General features: G+C 68.1%; 21 protein-coding genes. 7 read left to right on the top strand and 14 right to left on the bottom strand.

All coding sequences use genetic code 11. The features are described from left to right. Nucleotides 1-3: 3 nt before the first annotated feature. On the bottom strand, nt 4-1,233 hold the full coding sequence (locus ACEWX3_RS16790; protein ID WP_221357082.1) for an amidohydrolase family protein: 1,230 nt from the start codon (nt 1,231-1,233) through the stop codon (nt 4-6). Nucleotides 1,234-1,347: 114 nt separating this feature from the next. Beyond that, complete coding sequence (locus ACEWX3_RS16785; RefSeq protein ID WP_374157132.1) at nt 1,348-1,992, bottom strand: TetR/AcrR family transcriptional regulator; 645 nt, start codon at nt 1,990-1,992, stop codon at nt 1,348-1,350. Nucleotides 1,993-2,102: 110 nt separating this feature from the next. Here ACEWX3_RS16785 and ACEWX3_RS16780 point away from each other — a divergent pair, with 110 nt between their 5' ends. After that, on the top strand, nt 2,103-2,987 hold the full coding sequence (locus ACEWX3_RS16780) for an acyl-CoA thioesterase (RefSeq protein WP_374157131.1): 885 nt from the start codon (nt 2,103-2,105) through the stop codon (nt 2,985-2,987). Here ACEWX3_RS16780 and ACEWX3_RS16775 read toward each other — a convergent pair. Both ACEWX3_RS16775 and ACEWX3_RS16770 read right to left on the bottom strand, forming a co-directional pair. Then, entirely contained in the window at nt 2,984-4,621 is a 1,638-nt protein-coding gene (locus ACEWX3_RS16775; protein ID WP_207066473.1) for a DUF885 domain-containing protein, read from the bottom strand. The genes ACEWX3_RS16780 and ACEWX3_RS16775 overlap by 4 nt on opposite strands. After that, on the bottom strand, nt 4,614-5,504 hold the full coding sequence (locus ACEWX3_RS16770) for a neutral zinc metallopeptidase (protein ID WP_374157130.1): 891 nt from the start codon (nt 5,502-5,504) through the stop codon (nt 4,614-4,616). The genes ACEWX3_RS16775 and ACEWX3_RS16770 overlap by 8 nt, the downstream gene beginning before the upstream one ends. A 66-nt stretch (nt 5,505-5,570) precedes the next feature. On the opposite strand from ACEWX3_RS16770, the gene ACEWX3_RS16765 reads away from it, so the two are divergent. Continuing rightward, entirely contained in the window at nt 5,571-7,058 is a 1,488-nt protein-coding gene (locus ACEWX3_RS16765) for a carboxylesterase/lipase family protein (RefSeq protein WP_374157129.1), read from the top strand. 180 nt (nt 7,059-7,238) lie between these two features. Beyond that, nucleotides 7,239-8,231 (top strand): IS481 family transposase, encoded by a 993-nt coding sequence (locus ACEWX3_RS16760; RefSeq protein WP_374157128.1) that lies wholly within the window; start codon nt 7,239-7,241, stop codon nt 8,229-8,231. Here ACEWX3_RS16760 and ACEWX3_RS16755 read toward each other — a convergent pair. Next, nucleotides 8,228-8,740, bottom strand: coding sequence for an SRPBCC family protein (locus ACEWX3_RS16755; protein WP_374157127.1), 513 nt, complete (start codon nt 8,738-8,740; stop codon nt 8,228-8,230). The genes ACEWX3_RS16760 and ACEWX3_RS16755 overlap by 4 nt on opposite strands. A gap of 116 nt (nt 8,741-8,856) precedes the next feature. On the opposite strand from ACEWX3_RS16755, the gene aspS reads away from it, so the two are divergent. The 3 genes from aspS to ACEWX3_RS16740 all read left to right on the top strand — a co-directional run bounded on the left by aspS (nt 8,857) and on the right by ACEWX3_RS16740 (nt 11,545). Beyond that, nucleotides 8,857-10,632 carry an aspartate--tRNA ligase gene (gene aspS, locus ACEWX3_RS16750; protein ID WP_374157126.1) on the top strand — a complete coding sequence of 592 codons (1,776 nt, stop codon included), beginning with the start codon at nt 8,857-8,859 and terminating at the stop codon, nt 10,630-10,632. Next, a complete protein-coding gene (locus ACEWX3_RS16745) occupies nt 10,629-11,057 on the top strand; it encodes a nitroreductase family deazaflavin-dependent oxidoreductase (RefSeq protein WP_374157125.1) in 429 nt (142 codons plus the stop codon). The genes aspS and ACEWX3_RS16745 overlap by 4 nt, the downstream gene beginning before the upstream one ends. A gap of 92 nt (nt 11,058-11,149) precedes the next feature. Further along, the gene (locus ACEWX3_RS16740) at nt 11,150-11,545 is read left to right on the top strand and encodes a nitroreductase family deazaflavin-dependent oxidoreductase (protein ID WP_207066504.1); all 396 of its coding nucleotides are present in this window, start codon (nt 11,150-11,152) and stop codon (nt 11,543-11,545) included. A gap of 60 nt (nt 11,546-11,605) precedes the next feature. Here ACEWX3_RS16740 and ACEWX3_RS16735 read toward each other — a convergent pair whose 3' ends face one another. Next, nucleotides 11,606-12,790: an acetyl-CoA C-acyltransferase gene (locus ACEWX3_RS16735; RefSeq protein ID WP_374157124.1), complete on the bottom strand. Its 1,185-nt coding sequence runs from the start codon at nt 12,788-12,790 to the stop codon at nt 11,606-11,608. Between the two features lie 95 nt (nt 12,791-12,885). Here ACEWX3_RS16735 and ACEWX3_RS16730 point away from each other — a divergent pair, with 95 nt between their 5' ends. After that, complete coding sequence (locus ACEWX3_RS16730) at nt 12,886-13,365, top strand: helix-turn-helix domain-containing protein (RefSeq protein ID WP_207066467.1); 480 nt, start codon at nt 12,886-12,888, stop codon at nt 13,363-13,365. 6 nt (nt 13,366-13,371) lie between these two features. Here the strand turns inward: ACEWX3_RS16730 and ACEWX3_RS16725 are convergent, their stop codons facing one another. The 8 genes from ACEWX3_RS16725 to ACEWX3_RS16690 all read right to left on the bottom strand — a co-directional run bounded on the left by ACEWX3_RS16725 (nt 13,372) and on the right by ACEWX3_RS16690 (nt 21,562). Next, a complete protein-coding gene (locus tag ACEWX3_RS16725; RefSeq protein WP_207066466.1) occupies nt 13,372-14,193 on the bottom strand; it encodes a BtpA/SgcQ family protein in 822 nt (273 codons plus the stop codon). A gap of 45 nt (nt 14,194-14,238) precedes the next feature. Continuing rightward, nucleotides 14,239-15,009, bottom strand: coding sequence for an SDR family NAD(P)-dependent oxidoreductase (locus tag ACEWX3_RS16720; RefSeq protein ID WP_207066465.1), 771 nt, complete (start codon nt 15,007-15,009; stop codon nt 14,239-14,241). A 14-nt stretch (nt 15,010-15,023) separates the two neighbouring features. Further along, nucleotides 15,024-16,097 carry an ABC transporter ATP-binding protein gene (locus ACEWX3_RS16715; RefSeq protein ID WP_374157123.1) on the bottom strand — a complete coding sequence of 358 codons (1,074 nt, stop codon included), beginning with the start codon at nt 16,095-16,097 and terminating at the stop codon, nt 15,024-15,026. A gap of 24 nt (nt 16,098-16,121) precedes the next feature. Continuing rightward, nucleotides 16,122-16,937, bottom strand: coding sequence for a carbohydrate ABC transporter permease (locus ACEWX3_RS16710; RefSeq protein ID WP_152516973.1), 816 nt, complete (start codon nt 16,935-16,937; stop codon nt 16,122-16,124). Then, nucleotides 16,934-17,800, bottom strand: a complete 867-nt coding sequence (locus ACEWX3_RS16705; RefSeq protein WP_221357298.1) for a carbohydrate ABC transporter permease — start codon at nt 17,798-17,800, stop codon at nt 16,934-16,936. The genes ACEWX3_RS16710 and ACEWX3_RS16705 overlap by 4 nt, the downstream gene beginning before the upstream one ends. Before the next feature lie 68 nt (nt 17,801-17,868). After that, nucleotides 17,869-19,218 (bottom strand): ABC transporter substrate-binding protein, encoded by a 1,350-nt coding sequence (locus ACEWX3_RS16700; protein ID WP_207066463.1) that lies wholly within the window; start codon nt 19,216-19,218, stop codon nt 17,869-17,871. Between the two features lie 53 nt (nt 19,219-19,271). Beyond that, nucleotides 19,272-20,753: an FGGY-family carbohydrate kinase gene (locus tag ACEWX3_RS16695; protein ID WP_374157122.1), complete on the bottom strand. Its 1,482-nt coding sequence runs from the start codon at nt 20,751-20,753 to the stop codon at nt 19,272-19,274. Next, nucleotides 20,750-21,562, bottom strand: coding sequence for a DeoR/GlpR family DNA-binding transcription regulator (locus tag ACEWX3_RS16690; RefSeq protein WP_207066502.1), 813 nt, complete (start codon nt 21,560-21,562; stop codon nt 20,750-20,752). Before ACEWX3_RS16690 ends, ACEWX3_RS16695 begins: the two co-directional genes overlap by 4 nt. Between the last annotated feature and the right edge of the window lie 200 nt (nt 21,563-21,762).

The following is a 21,762-nucleotide window of genomic DNA, read 5'->3' as shown; positions in this document are numbered from 1 at the left end:
GGGTCAGGCGATGACGAGGGCGGGCACGTCGGGCTTGTGAACCTTCTTGTTGGGAACCTTGAACAGCTCGACGAGGTTGGCACCCATGACCTTTCGGATACCCTCGGCGTCGAGGCCCTGGGCCTCCAGGTCGCCGACCAGATTGATCGGGTCGGCGAGCCCTTCGGGATGGGGCCAGTCGGAGCCGAAGATGATGCGCTCGATGCCACACAGTTCGGCCATCTTCTTGAAGTCGTCCTCCCAGAACGGCGCGACGTAGACTCCTCGTCTGAAGGCCTCGATCGGATCTTCGGGGAACTCCTGCGGCATCTTCGAGTAGACGTCTTTGAACTGGTAGAACAGGTACGGCACCCACGACGCGCCGTTCTCGATCGACAGGATGCGCAGGTCGGGGTTGCGGGTCAACGCCCCGTGGCAGACCAGCGCGGCCATGGTGTCCTCGATCGGGCGTTTGCCCATCGCCACCATGCGGAATGCCGTCGGTTTGAACGGCAGGAATTCGTCGGCGGGCTCCCAGTCGTTGAGGTACTGGGCATAGCCGCTGTCGGAGGCGTGCATGCACACGGGGATGCCGGCCTTGACGCATGCGTCCCAGAACGGATCGAACTCGGGTAGCCCCATCGAGCGGGTTCCGCGGAAACCGGCCACCGGCGCGGGTCGCACCAGGACCGTCTTGGCGCCGCGCTCCAGGCACCACTGCAGTTCCTCGAGGGCTCGGTCGACGATGCTGAGGTTGATCACCGGGGTGGAGAAGATCCGGCCCTCGTAGTCGAACTGCCAGGTCTCGTACATCCACTGGTTCAGCGCGTGGACGATGTCGAGGATCAACTCCGGATCGTCCTTGAGCCGTTCCTCGACGAGGCTGGCCAGCGTCGGGAACATGATCGTGTAGTCCAGGCCGAGCCCGTCGAGAACCTCGATGCGGGCCTCGGGGTTGCGGAACGCGGGGATGGCCTTCATCGGCTTGCCCATCACCTCGCGGTAGCTCTTGCCGCCGCTGCCGTGCCGGAAGTACTCCTCCTGCGCGCCGGGACGGGCGACGACCTCGAAGGTCGGGTTGGGGATGTAGTCGCTGATGTGGTTGCGCACCACGATCTTGGTGCGGCCCTTGACGTCGATGTAGTCGATGACGCCCTTGCGGTTGTCCGGCAGGAACTGTGTGAGCGCCTCTTTGGGCTCGTAGAAGTGGTTGTCGGCGTCGAAGACCGGATAGTCGAGATCGCGTGAGGGCATGATGTCGCTCCTGGTTTCCGCATACTGGTAATGCCATTACCGCTTTAGTGGTAACGACATTACCACGCTGCGGTGTAACGCCGCCAGAAGTGCTTCAGTGTGGATTTGGGCTGTTCAGGGGCCGTTCTGGGGGTCGGCCTGCAGGCTGCGCAGGCAGAACGCGTAGACGTGGTCGCCGTCGATGGGCACACCGTTGAGCTCGCTGCCCAGATCGCGCAGCCGCAGCGCGCCGAGCACCGTCTGCATCAGGATCGCGGCGTCGGTGTCGACGTCGAGATCCGCGCGAAACGCGCCCTCGGCGATGCCGCGGCGGACGATGTCGGTGATCAGGCCGTGCAGGGGCGACAGAACCTTCGCGAACTCCTTGGGCCGCGTCTCGAGAAGGTGGTCGTTGTAGTAGGTCAACCCCCGATTGATGCTGTCCTGGGTGCTCGACTCCGCGGGGGCACTGATCCGCCGGATCAGGGTGTGCAGCGCCTCCGCGCTGGGCAGCGCGGCCGTCTCGGCCCGCCAGCGCTCGCTGGCATCGGCCATGATGCGTTCGACGAGCGCCAGCAGAAGCTCGTCTTTGGTGGCGAAGTGCTGATAGAACGCCCGCAACGAGGTCTTGGAACGCTCGACGACCTCCAGCACCGTGAAGTCGGTTCGACCGGTTTCGCCGAGAATCCCCAGGGCCGAACGCATGAAGCGGTTCGCGCGGGACTCGGCGTCGGTGCCCGCAGACCGGCCCGCCTGCGCCTTCGCGCTACGTGCGGCCATAGACCGGTCACCCCTCGCCGTCCGAGAATCGATTGGTAATGACGTTACCGCCCTCGGCCGGGCTCAGTTAGGGTTCCGTCTCGACGCACACCGAGTGGAGGCGAGAGCACATGACAACCGATGCGGCAGACACCCAGTGGACGGTGCAGGGATTGCTCGACCTGTTCGACGCCCAGCCCACCGGCCCGGACACCTACACCGTCGAGACCGGGCTGGCCGGCGCCGACGAGCGCCAGGTCGTCGAAGGAACCCAGATCCTGGCGGCCTCGATCGTCGCTGCGGCCAAACGCTTTCCGGAAAAGTCGATCCGCTCGGCCTCCGCGGTGTTCGCGAGGGCCGTGCTGGTCGACGCCGGACCGGTCGAGCTGGGCATCGACGTGATCAGCGAGGGCCGCTCGACGGCCACCGCGGTCGTCACCGCCACCCAGAACGGTAAACGCGTCATCACCGCGACGATCCTGGCCGACGTGCCGACCGCCGACGTGATCCGCCACCAGCTGCCCAGGCCGCAGGTCGCCGAGCCCGCGCAGGCCCACGAATCACCGATGCCGATGGTGGGCAGGCAACTTCGGCTCGTCGACGTGCAGGACGTCAACAGTCCCGACGAGGTGGGGCCACCCGAGCTGTTCGCCTGGCTGCACTACGACCCCATCCCCACCCGAGATGATCTGGCCAAGGCGTTGATCGCGTACTTCACCGGCCACCTGGGCATCTCGACCACGATGCGGGCACACGAGGGGATCGGGACAAGTCAGGCACATCTCACGGTCTCGACGGCGCCGATGACGGTGTCGGTCAGCTTCCACGAGCCCGTGCGCTGGGACGGCTGGCTTCTCTACGGCCACGAGAGCACCCAGGTCGGCGCCGGAATGTCCTATGTCCGAGGAGCGGTCCACACCGAAGCCGGCGATCTGATCGCCTCCTTCACCCAGGACGCCCTGATCCGTCCGCTGCGCACCACCGACGCCGCGATCAAGGAGCACTCACGACTCTAGAGCTGCGTCAGCAACGCTGAACGCAGCACCTCCAGTGGCAGACCCCCCAGATCCAGTGCCCGGCTGTGAAAGTCCTTGAGCGACAACCCGCGTGCCAGCATATCCGCGCGCAGCTGCTGCCAGATGCGTTGACCGATGGCGTAGGAGGGTGCCTGGCCGGGCCAGCCGAGATAGCGGTCGAGTTCGAACCGCAAATTCTCCTCGGCCATCGCACTGTGCGATTGCAGAAACGCCCAGGCCCGCTCGGCGTCCCAGGTTCCGCCGTCGGGCGCGGTCAGCCCGCAGTGCACGCCGATGTCGATGACCACCCGGGCGGCTCGGAACCGCTGCGCGTCCAGCATGCCCATCCGGTTGCCTGCGTCGTCGAGCCAACCGAGTTCGGCCATCAGGCGTTCGGCGTAGAGCGCCCACCCTTCACCGTGTCCGGACACCCAGCACCCCATGCGGCGCCAGCGGTTGAGCTGATCACCCAACACCACCGCGCGACCGATCTGCAGGTGATGCCCCGGCACCCCCTCGTGGAACACCGTGGTGGTCTCCTGCCAGGTGTGGAAGGTGTCCACCCCCAGCGGCACCGACCACCACATCCGGCCCGGCCGGGACAGGTCCTCCGAGGGCCCGGTGTAGTAGATGCCGCCGGTATGGGTCGGTGCGATGCGGCACTCCAGCTGACGCAGTGGTTCGGCGATGTCGAAGTGCGTGTCGGCCAACGATTCCACTGCGCGGTCGGACAGATCCTGCATCCACCGTGTCAGCGCCTCGGTGCCGTGGATCAGGTAGCGGCGCTCGCCGTCGAGGCGTCGCAGCGCCTCGGCCGCGGTGGCGCCGGGATACAGTCGATCGGCGATGGCGTCCTGCTCGGCGACGATGCCGCGCAGCAGCTCCAATCCCCACTCGTAGGACTCGTCGAGGTCGACCGCGGCGCCGAGGAAGCTGCGGGACAACACCTGGTAGGCCTCGCGTCCGCAGCCGTCGGTGTCGCGGGCGTGCGGCCCGACGTCCTCGCGCAGCACGCGCGCCAATCCCGCGTAGGCATTCGCGGCCTCCTGGGCGTGGCGGTGCAGTTCGTCGCGCAGCGCGGCGGTGCCCGGCGCTGCCTCGGCGACCATCCGGACAAACAACTCCTGGATCTGCCCCGACTGTTCGATGCCGCGTCTGACCTGGCGGGCGGCCGGCGCCCGGCCCGCGGACACCGCGGCGCGCAGGCCGTCGGCATATCCCGCCGCACGCTGGGGAATCTGGGCCAGCCGGCGGCTGATCGTCGCCCAGTCCTCCTCGGTGTCGGTGGGCATCAGGTCGAACACATCGCGCATCGTCTGCAATGGCGAGGCGATGACGTTCAGCTCGCCCAGATCCAGGCCGGCCTCGTGCAGATCGAGCAGCACGCCGAGGCGTTCGCGCATCGCGGCGACGGTGACGGTGTCGGCGGCGTCCGCCGGAGCGGTCGCGTCCAGCTCGCGCAGAGCCGTGCGCGCGGCCTCCGCGCGGGCGACCACCCCGTCGGGGGAGTAGTCGGTGATCTGGTCGTCGTAGCCGGCGATGCCCGATTCGGTTGCCTCGCAGGGATCCAGGGCGGCAGAGGTCTCGAGGTAGCGGTCTGCGACAGCGTCGACCGCCGTGGGCGTCCTACCCAAGGTTGTTGGTGGCGAAGGTGTCACACCTGGCCGGGTCGCCGGTCTGGTAGCCGATGGTGAACCACTTCTGTCGCTGTTCGGAGGAGCCGTGCGTCCATGACTCGGGGCTGACCCGGCCCGTGGCGGACTGCTGGATGCGGTCGTCCCCGACCGCGGACGCCGCGGACAGCGCATCGGCGATGTCTCTGTCGCTCAACGGTTCCAAGAACGGCACCCCGGTGCTCTCCTGTCTCGTGATCGCGGCGTGGTGGGCCCACACGCCCGCATAGCAATCGGCCTGCAGTTCGGTGCGGACCCCCGCACCGGTTGCGCCCTTCGGATCCCGCTGGGCGCGGCCCAGCACCCCCTCGAGATTCTGCACGTGGTGGCCGAACTCGTGGGCCACCACGTACTCCTGCGCCAGGGGCCCGCCGCTGGAGCCGAACTGGTCGACCAACACGTCGAAGAAATCGGTGTCGAAGTAGGCGGTCTGGTCGACGGGACAGTAGAACGGGCCCACCTCGCTGCTGGCCGGGCCGCAGCCGGTGTTCACCGACCCACTGAACAGCCTGATGGCCGGGCGGGTGTATCCGCGCATCAACTGCGCCCACACGCCGTCGACCGAGTTGCCCGTCGCCACCACGCGGCACTGCACGATCTCGTTGGCGTCCTCGCCGGTCTGACACTGGGACAGGTCGAAGCCCTGCGCGTCCACCCCCTGGGTGTCGAGCTGAGGCTGCTGCGACATCACCGAGCTGGGGTCGACACCGAGCAGCAGCGCCACCACGACGATGACGAGCCCGCCCAGCCCGCCGCCGATCGCGATCCCGCGTCCCGGCCCACGCCCACCTCCGCTGGTGGACGTGGTGCTGGTATCGATCCGCATGCCCTCGTTGAAGGTCATCGCATCACCCCATTTCACCGGCCTGGCAGCCAGGCCAGTTCAGCTTTGCACACTACGATTCGTTGCGTGCCTGTCGTCGCCGGACATCCCACCGTCGTGCGCACCCCATCGGGTGATCTGAGGGGTGACACCGAAGGCGGCGTGGGGGTGTGGCGGGGCGTGCCGTACGCCGAGCAGCCCGTCGGGCCGCGTCGGTTCCAGGCGCCGGGGCCGTTGAAGCCGTGGTCGGGCATCCGGGACGCTCGCGAACACGGCCCGCTGCCGCCGCAGACGAAGTCGTTCGTCGGCGGTGGGCGCGATGACCCCAAGGTGCGCGACGAGGCATGTCTGACGCTGACGGTGTGGTCGCCCGACACCACGGCGTCGCTGCCGGTGATGGTGTGGATCCCCGGTGGCGCGTTCGTCTACGGCGCCGGGCAGTTCCAGCTGTACAACGGGTCGCGGCTGGCGGCCAACGGCAACGTGGTCGTGGTCAACCTCACCTACCGGATCGGGGTGTTCGGCGGATTCGAGCTCGGTGATCTCGGTGAGGGATTCGACGACAACCTGGCGTTGCGTGACCAGATCGCGGCGCTGCGGTGGGTGCGCGACAACATCGCCGCGTTCGGTGGCGACCCTCAGCGCGTGACGGTGTTCGGCGAGTCCGCCGGCGGCACCTCGGTGCTGGCGTTGCTGGCCAGCCCCGCTGCCCGGGGACTGATACACCGCGCGATTGCGCAGAGCCCGGCGTTGCCGTTGATCGCCGACCGCGAGCTCCGCGCGCAGCGCGCCCACGCCTTCCTGGCTCGTCTCGGTGTGCCCGTCGACCGCGTCAAGGAGCTGCCTCAACGCCGGCTGCGCCGCGCCGCGGGCATGGTCCAGCTCGAGAGCGCCGCCACCACGCCCACGCTGGCCTACGGGCTGACCCACGGCACCGAACTGCTGCCCCGTCACCCCATCGACGCGGCGCGCGCCGGGCAGGTGACGCAGGTGCCCCTGATCATCGGCACCAACAGTCACGAGGCCTCGATGTTCGCCTGGACCAAACCGCCGATGCTGCCCACCACCGAGGCGTCCGTCGAGGCGTACTTCGACCGGACCGGGCCAGAGGTCAAAGAGTCCGTGCTGCAGGCCTATCCGCGCTACCCACGGCGCAGCGCGTTGTTGGCCATCGGCTCCGATGTGATGTTCGGCGGTCCCGCGTGGGCGTTCGCCGATGCGTACAGCGCATACGCGCCGACCCGGATGTACCGCTTCGACCACGTCGGGGTGAGCCTGCGCATGCTCGGTCTCGGCGCCACCCACGGCAGCGAGATCGTGCACATCCAGCACAGCTACGCCTCGTTCATCGGCCGCAAACTGCACCCGCTGGGCCGGCGCTTCCAGCCCGCCGTGGGCCGCCGCATGCAGCGTGCCTGGCTGGATTTCGCCTGTGATACCCCGAGCGTCGACGATGCTCACTGGCCGGTGTACCGGACCCCGCAGCGGCTGACCCGGCTGATCGACTCGGCCCGTGACGTGATGGCTCCCGACCCGGACGGACCGCGCCGCGCGGCGTGGGCCTCGGTGTACTAGTCCGGCGCGGTGCTCCGGGCGCCTGCCCGTGTGCTGGGTCTGCCCGGCCTTCTAGGTGTACTACCCAGGCAGGTTGGTTGAAGAAGTGTGACGACTCGCTGTAGCGGTCGTTGATTGGCGAAGGCCTCCCGTCGTGGAGTGGAGCTGCTACCACTTCACTTCAACGAACGGGAGACCTTCATGGTCCACGCTAACGCTGTGTTGACTCCGCGCGGCCGGTTGTTGCTTGCGCGTCTGATCGTCGATGAAGGCTGGTCAGTAGTTCGGGCCGCCGAGCACTTCCACGTGTCCTGGCCGACGGCCAAACGATGGGCAACCCGCTACTTGGCGATGGGTGCCGCCGGGATGAACGACCGCTCCAGCCGGCCTCATCACAGCCCGAATCGCACACCGCAGGTGCTCGTGCGCAAGATCGTTCATCTGCGTTGGCGTCACCGCCTCTCGCCGCTGGCGATCGCGTCGAGGTTGTCGATGCCGGCCTCGACCGTGCATGCAGTGCTGGTGCGGTGTCGGCTGAATCGTCTGTCCTGTATCGACGTACGCACCGGTGAGCCGATCCGGCGATACGAACACGATCGCCCTGGTGCTTTGATCCATGTCGACGTCAAAAAGCTGGGGAACATCCCTACCGGCGGCGGCTGGCGGTTCGTCGGCCGCTCTCAGGGCAAGAAGAATCGACACCTGACCACCGGGGTCAACCGCAGCCGACACCGCCAGCCGTTGCTCGGGCATGCCTTCGTACACACCGTCATCGATGATCACTCTCGCGTGGCCTACGCCGAGATTCATGACGACGAAACAGCCGATACCGCTGTCGCGGTCCTACACCGTGCGGTGGCGTGGTTCGCCGAGCGCGGGATCACCGTTGAAGCGGTGCTGTCAGACAACGGCGGCTGCTACCGCTCCCACGCATGGCGCCACGCGTGCCACGACCTCGGCATAAGACACCGCCGGACCCGACCGTACCGACCCCAAACCAACGGAAAGATCGAGCGCTTTCACCGCAGCATGACCGCCGAATGGGCCTTCGCCCGCTTCTACCCCAACGAACGGGCGAGGCGATCTGCACTACCGGCATGGCTGCATACCTACAATCACCACCGGCAACACTCAGCAATTGGGAAGGTCCCACCCATCACAAGGTTGACCAACCTGCCTGGGCAGTACATCTAGGCCTGCGCGGTGGCGTAGCGCTCGTCGGTGTAGGCACGCAGATTGTGCAGGAAACGCTGGAACAGCCAGCCCATCACCGGGCGTCCGGTGAACAGACCGAACCGACCCACCGGACCGTTGGGCTCCAGCGCCATGATCCAGGTCAGCCGGCAGCCCGCCGCGGTCTCGGTGACCCGGTAGTCCTCGGCGAACGCCGCGATCGCGCCGGTGGTGGACTCGTTGAAGCGGAACGCCATGCGGGTGAACGGCTGCCAGACCAGGTATTCCTCGTAGCCGGTGATTCCGCCACGCATCTCGACCGTGCGGGTGGTGCCGACGCCACGCGGCTCAGGGCTGGTCCAGGTCACCTTCGTGATGACGCTGGCCCAGTGCGGCCAGGACGTCTCGTCGGCGAGCACCTCGAACAGCTGTTCCGGGGTGATCGCGAGATCGACGGCACTGACGAACCGGTAGGGCGCGGAGTCGACGAAGTCCAGGCCGACCCTCGTGCAGGGATGCCGCTTGGCCATGCTGTCAACCCTTCCACTCCCGGTTGACAGGTCACCATAGCTGTCGCGTCAGGCGGGTTGTCGCCGCCCCTTAGACTGAGCAGTCGTTTGCAACCCCCTACTTCGAGGAGTTCCTCGTGCTGCGCACCCGCACCGCCGGCTCGCTGCGGTCCGCCGACGCCGGACAGACGGTCACGCTGGCCGGCTGGGTGGCCCGCCGACGTGACCACGGCGGCGTCATCTTCATCGATCTGCGGGACGCGTCCGGCGTCGCGCAGGTGGTGTTCCGCGACGGTGACGTGCTGACGTCGGCGCACCGCCTGCGCTCGGAGTTCTGCATCGCGGTGACCGGGGTCGTGGAGATCCGTCCGGAGGGCAACGCCAACCCCGAGATCACCACCGGCGACGTGGAGGTCAACGCGACGTCGTTGACGGTGCTGGGGGAGAGCGCGCCGTTGCCGTTCCAGCTCGACGAAACCGCGGGCGAAGAGGCCCGGCTGAAGTACCGCTACCTGGACCTGCGACGCGACGGCCCCGGGCAGGCGATCCGCTTGCGCTCCAAGGTCAACGCCGCCGCGCGGGCGGTGCTCGCCGACCACGACTTCGTCGAGATCGAGACGCCGACGCTGACGCGCTCCACCCCGGAAGGCGCCCGCGACTTCCTGGTGCCCGCCCGCCTGCAGCCAGGCAGCTTCTACGCGTTGCCGCAGAGCCCCCAGCTGTTCAAGCAGTTGTTGATGGTCGCCGGCATGGAGCGCTACTACCAGATCGCGCGGTGCTACCGCGACGAGGACTTCCGCGCCGACCGTCAACCGGAGTTCACCCAGCTCGACCTCGAGATGAGTTTCGTCGAGGCCGACGACGTCATCGCGGTCTCCGAACAGATCCTGCGCGCGCTGTGGGCGCTGATCGGCTACGACCTGCCGCTGCCGTTGCCACGGATCAGCTACGGCGAGGCCATGCGCCGGTTCGGCACCGACAAGCCGGATCTGCGCTTCGGTGTCGAACTGGTGGAATGCACCGAGTTCTTCTCCGACACCCCGTTCCGGGTGTTCCAGGCGCCCTACGTCGGTGCCGTGGTGATGCCGGGCGGTGCGTCCCAGCCGCGGCGCACGCTCGACGGCTGGCAGGAGTTCGCCAAGCAGCGCGGGCACAAGGGTCTGGCCTATGTGCTGGTCGGTGACGACGGCGAGCTCGGCGGCCCGGTCGCCAAGAACCTGTCCGAGGCCGAGCGGGCCGGTCTGGCCGCCCACGTCGGCGCCGCACCGGGGGACTGCGTGTTCTTCGCTGCCGGGCCGGCGAAGTCGGCCCGCGCGCTGCTGGGCGCCACCCGCATCGAGATCGCCAAGCGTCTCGACCTGATCGACCCCGAGGCGTGGGCGTTCACCTGGGTGGTGGACTGGCCCCTGTTCGAAGCGGCCGACGAGGCCACCGCCGCCGGGGATGTGACCGTCGGCTCGGGGGCGTGGACCGCGGTGCACCACGCGTTCACCGCGCCCAAGCCGGAGTCGGTGGCCACCTTCGACACCGACCCGGGGTCCGCCCTGGCCGACGCGTACGACGTCGTGTGCAACGGCAACGAGATCGGCGGCGGTTCGATCCGTATCCACCGCCGAGACGTCCAGGAGCGCGTCTTCGCGATGATGGGCATCGACCAGTCCGAGGCCCAGGACAAGTTCGGCTTCCTGCTCGACGCATTCACCTTCGGCGCGCCGCCGCACGGCGGGTTGGCGTTCGGATGGGACCGCATCGTCGCGCTGCTGGCCGGGATGGACTCGATCCGCGAAGTCATCGCGTTCCCGAAGTCGGGCGGCGGCGTCGACCCGTTGACCGATGCGCCGGCGCCCATCACCGCCCAGCAGCGCAAGGAATCCGGAATAGATGCCAAGCCCGAGGCGTCGGAAAAGCCGTGACCACACCTGACGGCTCCGCGTTGGCCGATTTCAACCAGGCGATCATCGACGAGTTCCGCGCCAACGGCGGCGTGGTGGGCGGCCCGTTCGAGGGCGCCACCCTGCTGCTGTTGCACACCACCGGTGCCAAATCCGGTCAGCCCCGTGTCTCCCCGCTGGCGTATCTGACCGTCGACGGCAAGATGATCATCATCGGCTCCTACGCCGGCGCGCCCAAGGATCCGGCCTGGGTGCACAATCTGCGGGCCCACCCCCGCGCGCGCATCGAGGTCGGGACCGACGCCTATGACGTCGCCGTGCGCGAGCTACCGGCCGGCGAGCGGGACGCGACCTACCCGAAGGTGACCGAGATGGCCCCGGCGTTCGCCGAGTACCAGGCCAAGACGACGCGGGTCATCCCGCTGTTCGAGCTCACCCGGGAATAGAAGCGCGCCTGTCGTGGTCTGGTCTCGGTGTGAGTGAGAACACCGAATTCAACTCAGATGACCTCATTGCCGACCGCAATGCTCTCGACCAGATGAACCGCCAAGTGGTCGAAGAATTTCGGGCCAACGGCGGAAGGGTGGGCGGCCCCTTCGCCGGCTCCGACCTGATTCTGTTGACCACCGTGGGCGCCAAATCCGGGCAGCCGCGGGTGTCTCCGCTGGTGTACTTCGAGGTCGACGGCCGGATCCTGATCGCTGGTTCCTTCGGAGGTTCGCCGAAAGCTCCTGCGTGGGTTCACAATCTGCGTGCGCAACCGAAGGTGCGAGCCGAAATCGGGACCGAGTCGTTCGATGCCGAAGCCCACGAGCTGCCGCCCGGCGAGCGGGACGCGCTGTATCCGCGGGTGGTCGAGAAGGCGCCGCAGTTCGGCGAGTACCAAGCCAAGACCTCCCGCGCGATACCGCTGTTCGAGCTCACGCGCGACTGACGGCCGAATCCGGCGCGGCGGGGCACCGTGGGTGTCGCCCAACGCGCCGGATCCGCACGTTCAGAGGCGCTCGATGATCGTCGCGTTCGCCATGCCGCCCGCCTCGCACATGGTCTGCAGACCGTAGCGCGCGCCGCGCTGCTCGAGCGCGTTGACCAAGGTCGTCATGATGCGCGCGCCGCTGGCTCCCAGCGGATGCCCGATCGCGATGGCCCCGCCGTTGACGTTGGTGCGGGCCAGATCGGCCCCGGTCTCGTGTGCCCACGCCAGCACCACCGGTGCGAACGCCTCGTTGACCTCGAACAGGTCGATGTCGGACAGCGACAGCCCAGCCCGCGCCAGGACCTTCTCGGTGGCCGGGATGACGCCGGTCAGCATGTACAGCGGATCCGACCCGACGGCGACCGTCGTGTGGATGCGCGCGAGTGGTCGCAGTCCGAGGCGCCGCGCCGCGGCCCCGCTGGTGATCATCACCGCGGCACTGCCGTCCGACAGCGGCGAGCTGTTGCCGGCGGTGATCGCCCAGGTGATGTCGGGAAAGCGGGCGGCGATCGCGTCGCTGTGGAACGCCGGTCGCAGCCCTGCCAGCGTCTGCACCGTGGTCTCCGGGCGGATGATCTCGTCGGTGGCCAGCCCCGCGATCGGGGCCAGTTCGGCGTCGAACAGCCCGTCCTTGGTCGCCCGCGCCGCCTTCTGGTGGCTTCCGGCGGAGAACTCGTCCAGCTGGGTGCGCGACAGATTCCATGTCGCGGTGATCAACTCGGCGCTGATGCCCTGTGCGACCAGCCCCTCGGGGTAGCGGGCGGCCATGCCGGCACCGAAGGGGTTGCTGCCCGGTAGCACCGAGGACCCCATCGGCACCCGGCTCATCGACTCCACACCGGCGGCGATGACGACCTCGTAGGCGCCGGCGAGCACACCATGGGCCGCGAAACTGACGGCCTGTTGGCTGCTACCGCACTGACGGTCCACCGTCGTGCCGGGCACGCTCTCCGGGAATCCGGCGCCCAGTAAGGCATTGCGGGCGATGTTGGCGGCCTGGTCACCGACCTGGGTGACGGCGCCGGCGATGACGTCGTCGACCGCGGCGGGGTCGACGCCCGTGCGCGTGGTCAGCTCGCGCAGGCTGTGCGCCAGCAGGTCGGCGGGCAGGACGTCGTGCAGTGCCCCGCCGGGTTTGCCTTTGCCCACCGGGGTGCGGACCGCTCCGACGATCACGGCGTCGCGATCGGAATACTGGGTCATCTGTCCTCCTGAGCCTCACTGCTGGGTAGGGTTTTCTATACTTAGATGGAACACCCTAGGTTTAGTGATGACTACCCAGGCTTGGAGTGATGTGCATGACAGTTCTGCAGGGGCCGCTCGTCGACCGTGACACCTGGTCACCGGCGGGCCGCTGTCCGATCGAGAAGACGATGGCCCTGTTGGGCACCCGGTCGGCCATGCTGATCATGCGGGAGGCGTACTACGGCACCACCCGCTTCGACGACTTCGCGCGGCGCGTCGGGATCACCAAGGCCGCGACCTCGGCACGGCTGGGCGAACTCGTCGAAGCCGGTCTGCTGGTGAAGCGTCCCTATCGCGAACCGGGCCAGCGTGCCCGCGACGAGTACGTGCTCACCGACGCAGGCACCGAACTGATGCCGGTGGTGTGGGCGATGTTCGAATGGGGCCGCAAGCACCTGGGCGACACCCCGCTGCGGCTGACCCACCTCGGCTGCGGCGCCCCTGCCACCGTGGAAGTGGTGTGCGCGCAAGGGCATCCGGTGCCGCCCGACGAGCTGGGAGTGGGCCTGCGCAAGCCCGCCCCCAGCTCGTGAATCGGGTCAGACCAGCTGGGCGCGGAACTCACGCGCCGCACCCATGAGCTCCTGAACCCGCGACTTGTCCACGGCGTTGGCGAAGACGCCGTCCTTCTTGAAGTAGGTGCCGACCACCGCACCGTCGGCCACCGCCAGCTGGGTGGCCACGTTCTCCGCGCGCACACCGGTGTTGACGAACACCGGGACGGTGCCGGCCGCGTCCTTCACCACCCGCAGTGCCTCGATGTCGGTGGGCGAGCCGGCGGTCGCGCCGGACACGCAGATCGCGTCGGGCAGGGTGGCGAACACCGTGGTGCGGGTGATCGAGGCCAGATCCCGCTCGGCCAGGTACTGGGCCGACTCCGGCACGATGTTGAACAGCAACTTCACCCCGGATCCGCCCACACGGGCCCGGTGGCGGGCCACCTCGCCGACATTGGTGTCCCACAGTCCGAAGTCACTGGCGTACACGCCGGTGAAGATCTCGCGGACGAACTTCGCTCCGGTGGCCACCGCCAGATCGATCGACGCCCGCCCGTCCCACAGCACGTTCACCCCGAACGGCACCGAGAGATCGGGAAGCAGTTCGCCGATGATCCTGGCCATCGAGATCGCGGTGATGGGTTCGGTCTTCGTCAGGTACGGCAGGCTGAACTCGTTGCTGATCATCACGCCGTCGACCCCGCCGCTCTGCAGCGCGTCGAGTTCGGTGCGGGCCCGCTCGACGACGGCGGCGATACCGCCCGCGGAGTCGAAGCCGGGGTCGCCGGGCAGGGCGGACAGATGCAACATGGCGATGACGGGTTTGGCGACGTCGAAAACCTCGTCGAGCCAGGTGGTGGTCACGGGGTGCCTTTCTCTTCAGATGGGTGGGAACGTTTCGGGCAGGCGTCAGTCCATGTAGGCGCCGCCGTTGACAGCCAGCGCCTCGCCGGTGATGAAGCGCGCATCGGGGGAGAGCAGGAACGCGACCGCCTGGGCCACATCATCGGGCTGCTCGAGCCGGCCCAGCGGGGTGTCGGCGAGCATCATGTCCCGCACGGCCTCCGGCGTGGTGCCGCGCAGCTGCGCCTCCCACTGCAATTCCCTTGACTGCATGGGTGTTTCGACGAATCCCGGGCAGACGCAGTTGACGGTGATGCGGTGCGGGCCGAGCTCGTAGGCCATCGCCTGGGTCAGGCCGACGACACCGAATTTCGAGGCGACGTAATCGGCCAGGTACGGCACGCGGCCCTGCTTGCCCGCCATCGACGCCGTGTTGACGATCGCTCCGGAGACCCCGGTGCGCACCATCTCCCGAGCGGCGGCCTGACCGCAGACGAACACACCCTTGAGGTTGACGTCGACGGTCTGGTCGAAGCGCTCGACGGGCGCGTCGAGGAATCGGTGCATGAACGAGATTCCGGCGTTGCTGACCCAGGCCGACAGGCCCAGCCGGGTGGACACGTCGGCGGCCACCTCGGCCGCGGCCTCTGCCGATGTGACGTCCAGCGCGACGGCTTCGTGGCGGACGGCGGTGTTCGGCAGCCCGGCGGCGACCCGACGCGCCGCCTCGAGGTCGAGGTCGGTGACGACGACACGCCAATCCCGTTGCGCCAGGGTGGCCGCGATCGCCGCGCCGATGCCCGAACCCGCTCCGGTCACCACGACTGTTCTGGTCATCTGTGCAGGTGTTCCTATCCGTTGTCGGTGCCGACGAGACGCCGGCCGTTGTGGGTGTCGAAAAGATGTGTGCCGCCGTCGCGGACGGTGAGGTCGACGCCGGCGCCCTCGCTGATTCCGGCCAGGCGTGCGGTCTCCACGACGCTGGTCAGCGCGGTACCGCGGGCCTCCAACGTGACGATGGCGCGGGGGCCGAGGTGCTCGATCAGCACGACCCGCGCGGCGCCGCCGCTCGCCCGCGGGGTGAGCAGCAGATCGTCCGGGCGCACACCGAGGGTCACCGACGAATGGTTCGCCGCACAGTCGGTCGCCAGTGCCACGCCGGCGCCGGTGGTGAACACACCGCCGGAGAGCGTGCCCTCGAGCAGGTTCATCTTCGGACTGCCGACGAAGGTCGCGACGAAGGTGTCTGCCGGCCGGGCGTAGACCTCCTGCGGCGTGCCCAGTTGGGCGATGCGGCCGTCGCGCATCACGACCATGCGATCCGACAGGGTCATCGCCTCCTCCTGGTCGTGGGTGACGTAGACCGACGTGATGCCCAAGCGGCGCTGGATCTGCAGCAGCTCGGTGCGGGTCTCGACCCGCAACTTGGCGTCGAGGTTGCTCAGCGGCTCGTCGAACAGGAACACCGACGGTTCGCGGATGATGGCCCGACCGATCGCCACGCGCTGCTGCTGACCGCCGCTGAGGTCCTTCGGTTTGCGGCCCAGCAGGGCCGAGAGCCCCAGCGACTCACCGATCTCCGCGGCGCGCGCGAGCGCCTCGCGGCGCGGGGTGCGGGTCGCCCGCAGCGGGAAGGCGATGTTCTCGGCCACCGACAGATGCGGGTAGAGCGCGTAGTTCTGGAACACCATCGCGATGTCGCGGTCGCGCGGTTGCAGGGCGGTGACGTCACGTCCGCCGATGTCGATGGTGCCCGAGCTGACCGACTCCAGACCCGCCAGCATGCGCAGCGTCGTCGATTTGCCGCATCCCGAGGGGCCGACCAGCACCGTGAAGGAGCCATCTGGCAGCTCGAGGTCCAGATCGGTGACCACGGGGAGGGCTCCGTAGGTCTTCGTGACGCCGGAGAATCGGACGGTTGCCATGAGGATCAGTCACCAAAGCCTTTTCTAGAACTTGACCGCGCCGCCGCTGATGCCCTGCACCAGCTTGCGTTGGATGAAGAAGCTCGCCACGACCACGGGCACGACCGCGATGAGGATCGCCGCGCTCATGGAGCCGATCTGCACCCCGCGGAACGTGTTGAAACCCGCGATGGCCACCGGCAGGATGGCCGCCTTGCCCGGCGCGAGGATGAGACCGTAGAACAGGTCGTTCCACGACAGCGTGAAACCGAAGATCGCCGCGGCGCCGATGCCGGGGAGAACCTGGGGGAGCACCACGAGGCGGAACGCGGCGAACCGGCCGAACCCGTCGACCTGCGCCTGCTCCTCCAGCGAGCGGGGCACCGCCTCGAAGAAGCCGATCAGAAACCAGGTCACCACGGGCAGAACGAAACTCAGATGAGAGAAGATCACCGGCAGCAGCGTGTCGGTCAGCCGCAGCGCGTAGGCCATCGTCAGGAACGGGAACACCAGCACCGCCGGCGGCAGCACCTGTGCCGCGAGCATGCCGAAGCGCGTCAGCGTACCGCCGGCGCGGTACCGGGCGATGGCGTAGGCGCCCATGCTGCCCACCACGACGCTGATCCCGACCGTCACCAGGGCGACCAGCGCGCTGCGCCCGGCCGCACCGAGGATGCCCGACGCCAACACTTCGTGCCAGCTGGCGAACGAGGGGGCGAAGGCGACCAGGAACGGTTCGTTCAGCTGGGCAGGAGTTTTCACGCTCGCGAGGGCGACCCACACCAGCGGGAAAGCGACCGTGATGCCGGCGGCCCACAACAGTGCCACCCGCAGCACGGTGACCATGGCTGACCGGTTCATCGGGCGCGTCCCTCAGCGGTACGGGTCCGGTCCAGCCGGCGGAACGCCACGACGATGACCCCCAGCACCACCACCAGCACCACGAACGCCATCGAGGCTGCCGAACCCATTCGGAAGAACTGGATTCCGGTTTGGTAGATGAAGTACTGCAAGGTCTCGGTCTCGGTGCCCGGACCGCCCCTCGTGGTCGCGAAGACGTACTCGAAGACCTTCATCGCGTCCAGGCTGCGCAGCAGGATGGCGACCACCAAGACGGGGGCCAACAGGGGAAGGGTCACGCGCCGAAGCACATACAACCCGCCGGCACCGTCCACGCGGGCGGCGTCGAGCGGCTCCTTGGGGATCGACTCCAGCCCGGCGAGCAGCAGCAGCACCATGAACGGCGTCCACTGCCACACGTCGATGAGGGCGAGGGTGAGCAGCGCCTTACCTGGGCCGAAGAAGTCGTACTCGATGCCGACGCTCGACAGCATCGCCGGAATGGCGCCGAGCTGGTCGTTGAGCAGGAACCGGAATGTCAGCCCGACGGCGATCGGTGTGATGAACATGGGCGCCAGCAGCATCGACCGGGTCAGATCGCGTGCCCAGCGCTGCTTTTGCAGTGCGAGCGCCAGGGCGAGTCCGATGACGAGTTCCAGGCCCACCGCCACGACGACGTAGATGGCGGTCGTGGCGAACGCATTCCAGAAGCCGGCGTCGCCGAACGTCGCCACGAAGTTGTCCGTGCCGACGATGGTCGGCGCGCCGCGGTCGGTCAGCTTGTAGTCGGTGACGCTGAGGTATGCGGCGTAACCGAGAGGGAAACCGACCACCCCGACGAAGAGGGCGATGAGGGGCGCGACCATGCCGTGCTGAAATTTCAGGGGGGAGTTCACGGTGGTCTTCGCTCCTTTCGCGGGGTGGTCGGTTTCCGGTTTCGCGGTGATCGAGGTCAGCCCTGGATGCGTTCGGCCTCGGCCTGTGCAGCGGCCAGAGCGTCCTCGACACTCTTCGTGCCGGCCACGGCTTCGTTGAGTTCCGTGCCCACGGCTTGGATCATCTCCTCACCGCTGGGTCCTTGGCTCAACGGCGCGGAATTGGCCAGCAGCTGCTCGACGGTGCGGTAGTAATCGGCGCCGTAGCGTCCCTCGAGCACTGCCGGGTTCTGCAGCGTGCTCTGCCGAATGGCCGCCCCGCCCTTCTCGGTCCGCACGACGTCGTTGGGCTTGGCGGTGAGCCAGGACACGAACGCCCACGCGGCATCCGGCGCCGCGGAGTTGGTGGGGATGGCCCAGCTCCACGAGCCGAGGACCTGCTTGCCGCCCGGGATGGGGGCGAGCTTGATGTTGCCTGCCGCCGGACCGGATCCGGGTTCGTTGAGCGCGGGCAGCTGCCAGTTGTAGTTGATCATCGAGGCCGACTGGTTGGCTGACACCGAGCGTTGCGCCTCGTCCATGCTCCAGTTCAGGCTGTTGGCCGGGGCGGCGGTGGTGTAGGTGTCGATGTAGGCCTCGAGTGCCCGCTTGGCCTCGGGGGTGTCGAGGGTGACGTTGCCCTCGGAGTCGTAGATGGATCCGCCTGCGGCGAACAACCAGTTGCCCCACTCCTCGAAGATCTTGTAGCCGCGCTGCGGCTGCATCGCGATGCCGGCACGTTCGGGAGTGGTCAGCGCCTTGCTGGTGGCGACGAGCTCGTCGAGGTTGGTGGGCACCTGCTGGTCGGCCGCGGCGAGGTCGGCGGTGTTGTACAGGTAGCCCAGCGCGTAGTTGTAGAACGGCACCGCGTAACGCACGCCGTCGACGGTGGTGATGTCGGTCAGCGGGGCGAAGAAGTCGGCGGCGTCGTAGTCGGGGGTGCTGTCGATGCGGGAGTCCAGCGGCTGCAGGAAGCCGGCGTTGGCGAAATCGACCATCCACGGGTTGTCCACCACGATGAGGTCGTAGTTGGCGTCGGAGGACTGGAACGACGACACCAGCTTGTCGCGCATCTGGTCGTAGGTCAGCGATTCGATGTCGATCGTGACATCGGGGTACTCGGCGTTGAAGTCGGCGACCATCGATTGCACGATGTCGGTGTCGGGCACGTTCTCCATCAGGATCCGGACGGTTCCGGAGATGTCGGTGGGAACGTCGCCGGAGGCGGTCGCGGCGTCACCGGACTCCTGCTCGGGACCGCCGCTGCCGGCGCACCCGGCCAGCGCCAGCGCGAGGACGGCCAGCAGGGCGATTGCGGCGGAGACGAGAGGATATCGGACGCCGGTCCTGTCGCTCCGCCCCGAAGTGGGCCATTGCGTGATTCTCATTGCGGTGTCATCCCTTCCGTTTCATTTCGGGGTTCTTGTCGGTTGTGATGTGCTCATCGGTTCTGTCGTGCCAGGGCGTGGGAGACCGGAGTCACCGCGGCGCCGAGTTCGCGCCAGGTGGCGTACGCCTCGTCGTAGACACGGCGCCGGTCGGGGTCGGGACGGAACGGCATCTCGAGGCTGACGAAGCGTGCGGCGTCGGACCAGTCGCCGAGACTGCCCACCCCGATGGCGGCGATCACCGCCGCACCCAGCGACGCCCCGGGATGGCCCCGCACCGGCAGCATCTCGTGACCGAGCACGTCGGCGTGGATCTGCTTCCACAACGTGGAGGTCGACCCGCCGTTGGTGATCATCACCCGGGTGAACGGGATGCCGATCTCGCCGAAGACGTCGACATGGTGGCGGAACCCGAACGCGATCGCTTCCAGCACAGCCCGATACAGATCGGCGCGGGTGTGTCCGAGGTGCAGGCCGGCGAAGACACCCCGCAGGTCCGGATCGTGGATGGGGCTCTTCTCGCCCAGGAAGTACGGCAGGCACAGCACCTCGCCGGGACGACGGGTCGCCGCCTCCTCGTCCAGCGCGGGCAGGGCGGTTCCGCCGATGAGGGTCTGGAACCACCTGATCAGGCTCCCGCTGGTGGCCATGCATCCGTTGGGTAGCCAGTGGCCCGGCACCGGATGCGCGTCCAGGTAGAGCCGTTCGTCGACCACGCTGGTGTCGGTGGCCACCAGGATGTCACCGGCCCCACCGAGTTTCACCAGCGCGTCGCCCGGATCGTTGACTCCGGCGGCGAACGCCGAGAGGACGTGGTCGGCGCCGCCGACCACCAGAGCGGTGCCGGCCCGGAGACCGGTGGCTTCGGCTGCCCGGGGGCTCAACTCGCCGATGTGCGTGCCCGGCCGCACCACCGGGGCCAACGTCACGGCGTCGAGCCCCGCGGCGGCCAGTACCGCGTCGGCGGTTTCCCCGTCGATGGTGAACAGCCCCGACTCCAGCGCCCAGTTCTGTTCGACGTGCAACGGCGCGCCCAGCGCCGTGAGCATCCAGTCGTACGAACCGACCCAGCGGGCGGTGCGGGCGTAGACCTGTGGTTCGTGCTCGCGCAGCCACACCGTCGTCGGGGCCACCGACTGCTGGGTCAGCGCCGAGCCGGTGAGGTTGACCAGGTCCACCTCGGCAAGCGACCGAGCGAGGTCGGCCACCTCACGGTGGGCTCGGGCGTCGTTCTGCAGGATGGCTCGCCGCAGCGGCTTCGCGTTCGCGTCGACCGGGACGACTGCGGGCACCATTCCTGAAGTGGCCAGCGCACCCACCTGCTCGGCGGCCACTCCGGAGACCGAGAGCACTTCGCGGATGGATTCGATCGCGTTCGTGTACCACTGACCGGTGTCGGCCTCGGCGATCCCCGGACCGGTCGAGTGCAGATCGGTGGCTCTGGTCGCGGTCGCGACGATGCCGCCGAGGGTGTCCAGCAGCACGGTCTTGGTGCCGGTGGTCCCGATGTCGATGCCGACGGTGTAGCGCGTCATCGTGCGTCCGCCTCCGAACCCGTGCGCGGTGGTGTCCGATGACGCTGCGCGGCAACGCAGATCACCTCGACCCCGGCCCCGCGGGCGGCTACCAGCGCCGGGTGGTCGGCGGGGCCGTCACTGACGATGGTGTCCACCTGCGCCAGCGTGGCGATGCTGACGAAGGTGACCCGGCCGAGCTTGCTCTTGTCCGCGGCCACGATGACCCGGTCGGCACGCCGGCTGGCGGCCCGCTTGACCCGGCTCTCGGCCTGGTGGTAGTCGGAGATGCCGCGGTCGCCGTCGATGCCGGCAACGCCCATGACGAAGGTGTCGCAGTTGTAGTTGGCCAGCGTGTCTTCGGCCCCGGCGCCGATCAGGCTCAGTTCGCCCGCCCGCAGTTCGCCGCCGGTGAGCACCACGGTCGTGTCGGGCTCATCCACCAGGGCGAGCGCTGCGAGGACGCTGGGCGTCACGACTGTCAGCCCCAGTCCGCGGCCCTTGAGCGAGTTGGCCACTGCCAGTGCGGTGCTGCCGGAGTCGAGGATCAGCGTCTCCTTGCGCCCGATCAGTTCCGCGACGACGTCGGCGATGTGGTTCTTCTCCTGGGCGGCATCGGCCATGCGGGTGGCGAACGACGGTTCGGTGTCCTTGCCCTGCACGGCGATGGCGCCGCCGACCACGCGGCGGACGACGCCGAGCGATTCGAGTGCTTCCACGTCGCGGCGGATCGTCATCTCGGAGACGTCGAACTCGGCGGCCAGCTCGGCGTAGTTGATCTCCCGCGCCGTGCGGACCTGCTGCTCGATGCGCTCCCTGCGGGTTTTCACATCCACGGGCGACCCCCCGCGGTCTGTGCAAATTTCACAAATGCTCCCAGTTATCAGCGATTGAACGGGAAAAACCAGCAAGTCAATGTGAATCTATAACAGCCTCGGGGTGCTGTCCATATTTGACGCCAACGCAGTTCACCTGCGGTGCATGTCACGGTCACAGCCGGATGGGATGCGGTCCCGTCTGGACGAGCGGT

It is taken from the genome of Mycobacterium sp. G7A2 (assembly GCF_041902445.1).
In the GTDB taxonomy this organism is placed as follows: Bacteria; Actinomycetota; Actinomycetes; order Mycobacteriales; family Mycobacteriaceae; genus Mycobacterium.
This window is presented reverse-complemented; position numbering and strand designations above follow the sequence as displayed.

Excerpts from the sequence above, each read along its gene's own strand:
- ACEWX3_RS16785 (WP_374157132.1), bottom strand. The coding sequence starts at position 1,992 with ATGGCCGCACGTAGCGCGAAGGCGCAGGCGGGCCGGTCTGCGGGCACC.
- ACEWX3_RS16715 (WP_374157123.1), bottom strand. The coding sequence starts at position 16,097 with ATGGCAACCGTCCGATTCTCCGGCGTCACGAAGACCTACGGAGCCCTC.
- ACEWX3_RS16700 (WP_207066463.1), bottom strand. The coding sequence starts at position 19,218 with ATGAGAATCACGCAATGGCCCACTTCGGGGCGGAGCGACAGGACCGGC.
- ACEWX3_RS16735 (WP_374157124.1), bottom strand. The coding sequence starts at position 12,790 with ATGACCCAGTATTCCGATCGCGACGCCGTGATCGTCGGAGCGGTCCGC.
- ACEWX3_RS16790 (WP_221357082.1), bottom strand. The coding sequence starts at position 1,233 with ATGCCCTCACGCGATCTCGACTATCCGGTCTTCGACGCCGACAACCAC.
- ACEWX3_RS16695 (WP_374157122.1), bottom strand. The coding sequence starts at position 20,753 with ATGACGCGCTACACCGTCGGCATCGACATCGGGACCACCGGCACCAAG.
- ACEWX3_RS16760 (WP_374157128.1), top strand. The coding sequence starts at position 7,239 with ATGGTCCACGCTAACGCTGTGTTGACTCCGCGCGGCCGGTTGTTGCTT.
- ACEWX3_RS16740 (WP_207066504.1), top strand. The coding sequence starts at position 11,150 with ATGAACCGCCAAGTGGTCGAAGAATTTCGGGCCAACGGCGGAAGGGTG.
- ACEWX3_RS16710 (WP_152516973.1), bottom strand. The coding sequence starts at position 16,937 with ATGAACCGGTCAGCCATGGTCACCGTGCTGCGGGTGGCACTGTTGTGG.
- ACEWX3_RS16755 (WP_374157127.1), bottom strand. The coding sequence starts at position 8,740 with ATGGCCAAGCGGCATCCCTGCACGAGGGTCGGCCTGGACTTCGTCGAC.
- ACEWX3_RS16730 (WP_207066467.1), top strand. The coding sequence starts at position 12,886 with ATGACAGTTCTGCAGGGGCCGCTCGTCGACCGTGACACCTGGTCACCG.
- ACEWX3_RS16720 (WP_207066465.1), bottom strand. The coding sequence starts at position 15,009 with ATGACCAGAACAGTCGTGGTGACCGGAGCGGGTTCGGGCATCGGCGCG.
- ACEWX3_RS16780 (WP_374157131.1), top strand. The coding sequence starts at position 2,103 with ATGACAACCGATGCGGCAGACACCCAGTGGACGGTGCAGGGATTGCTC.
- ACEWX3_RS16770 (WP_374157130.1), bottom strand. The coding sequence starts at position 5,504 with ATGACCTTCAACGAGGGCATGCGGATCGATACCAGCACCACGTCCACC.